Raw genomic sequence first — 1,521 nt, 5'->3', positions numbered from 1 at the left:
CGGTCTCCTCGGCGGCGCTCACCTCGCCGCCTTGGTCATCACCACGGTGGTCGCCTCCCGCGACGCCGACGCCGACGCCGGCACCGGCAGCCCGTCGTCGGGCGCCTGCGAAGCGACCGGCAGGAACGCCTCCACCGCCCAGCCGCCCTCCGGTGTCTCACCGGCGGCCAGCTCGCCGCCGAGCAGGGCCGTCCGCTCCCGCATCCCGACCAGCCCCTGCCCACTGCCCACGGCCTCCGGCCCGGCCGGACCCGTCGACGGGTCGTTCACCACCCGCAGCCCCAACCCGCCCAGCACATAGGAGAGTTCGACGCAGGCCGGCGCGCCCGGCGCGTGCCGCAGCACGTTGCTCAGTGCCTCCTGCACGATCCGGTACGCCGACAGCTCCACACCCGGCGGCAGCGCGCGCACCGCGCCCGTTGTCACCAGCCGCGCCTCCCGGCCGCTCTCCCGCACGTTGGCCAGCAGCGTGCCGATGTCCGCCAACGTCGGCTGCGGCGCCTCCGGTTCGTCGCCGGACTCCGCGTCGGTCCGCACGACGCCGAGGACGCGGCGCAGCTCGGTCAGCGCCGTCACCGCGTTCTCCCGGATGACGCCCAGCGCCCGCACCAGCTCCTCCGGCGGGTTCTCCACCCGGTACGGGGCCGCCTCCGCCTGGATCGCCACCACCGACATGTGGTGCGCCACCACGTCGTGCAACTCCCGTGCGATGACCGTTCGTTCCTCCAGCAGCGTGCGCCGCGAACGCTCCTCCGCGACCACCGCCTCCTGCTCGACAACCTTCCGCCGCGAGTCCCGCCACCCGCGCAGCCCCGCCACCACCAGCAGCAGAAGGCCGTGCAGCACCGTCACCACCGCCGGGTTCGGCGCCCCCCACGGGTACATGACGGAGGCCACGCACGCCCCGGCCCCCGTCAGCATCCCGAGGAAAACCGCCGTACGCGGCCTGGACCGCCATGCCACCACCGCCAGCACGGCCCCATGCGCGACCATCCCCGCCGCGTCGTCGTGCCAGTAGTAGTAGTCGCCGGTCGACGCCATCGCCGGCACGACCGCCATCGTGCCCAGCGACACCCACAGAGCCATCAGCGGACGGGTCAGCAGCACCACCACCGGAGCCGCCACCACCACGGCGGTCAACAACGCCGGGAGACCGCCGCCGGCGTCGTACCGCGTCACGAAGGCGGCACCGAGCACCCACACGGCCACCACTACCACGGCCGCCTGCGGCAGCCGCCGCACCGCACGTCCCACCGGCCTCGGCAGCCGCTCCAGCCAGCTGCCCGCCCCGTAGCGACCGATCGGCCGCAACTCCCGCACCGGCTCCACCAGATCGGCCCGGAAAGCCTTCCACGCCTGGGTGAGCATCATCAGCTCCGTACGGTGGTCGGCGTGCTCCGGCCATCCGGCACCCTCCCCCGAACGGATCGGTCGCGGCCCGCCCCTCATCTCATCCATGCGCTGAACAGTACGAACTCCGCCGCCCGGCCGCCTCCCCCACGAGTCGCATCTCCCGGTATC

General features: G+C 74.0%; 1 protein-coding gene. It reads right to left on the bottom strand.

Annotated elements, in window-relative coordinates:
- Positions 1–18 precede the first annotated feature (18 nt).
- Entirely contained in the window at positions 19–1,458 is a 1,440-nt protein-coding gene (locus GL263_RS26310) for a sensor histidine kinase (RefSeq protein ID WP_182858238.1), read from the bottom strand.
- Positions 1,459–1,521: the final 63 nt, after the last annotated feature.

Origin of the sequence: Streptomyces durbertensis, assembly GCF_014156695.1 — a bacterium.
In the GTDB taxonomy this organism is placed as follows: domain Bacteria; phylum Actinomycetota; class Actinomycetes; order Streptomycetales; family Streptomycetaceae; genus Streptomyces; species Streptomyces durbertensis.
Note: the sequence above shows the minus strand (reverse complement) of the source record. Positions and strands in the feature narration are given on the sequence as shown.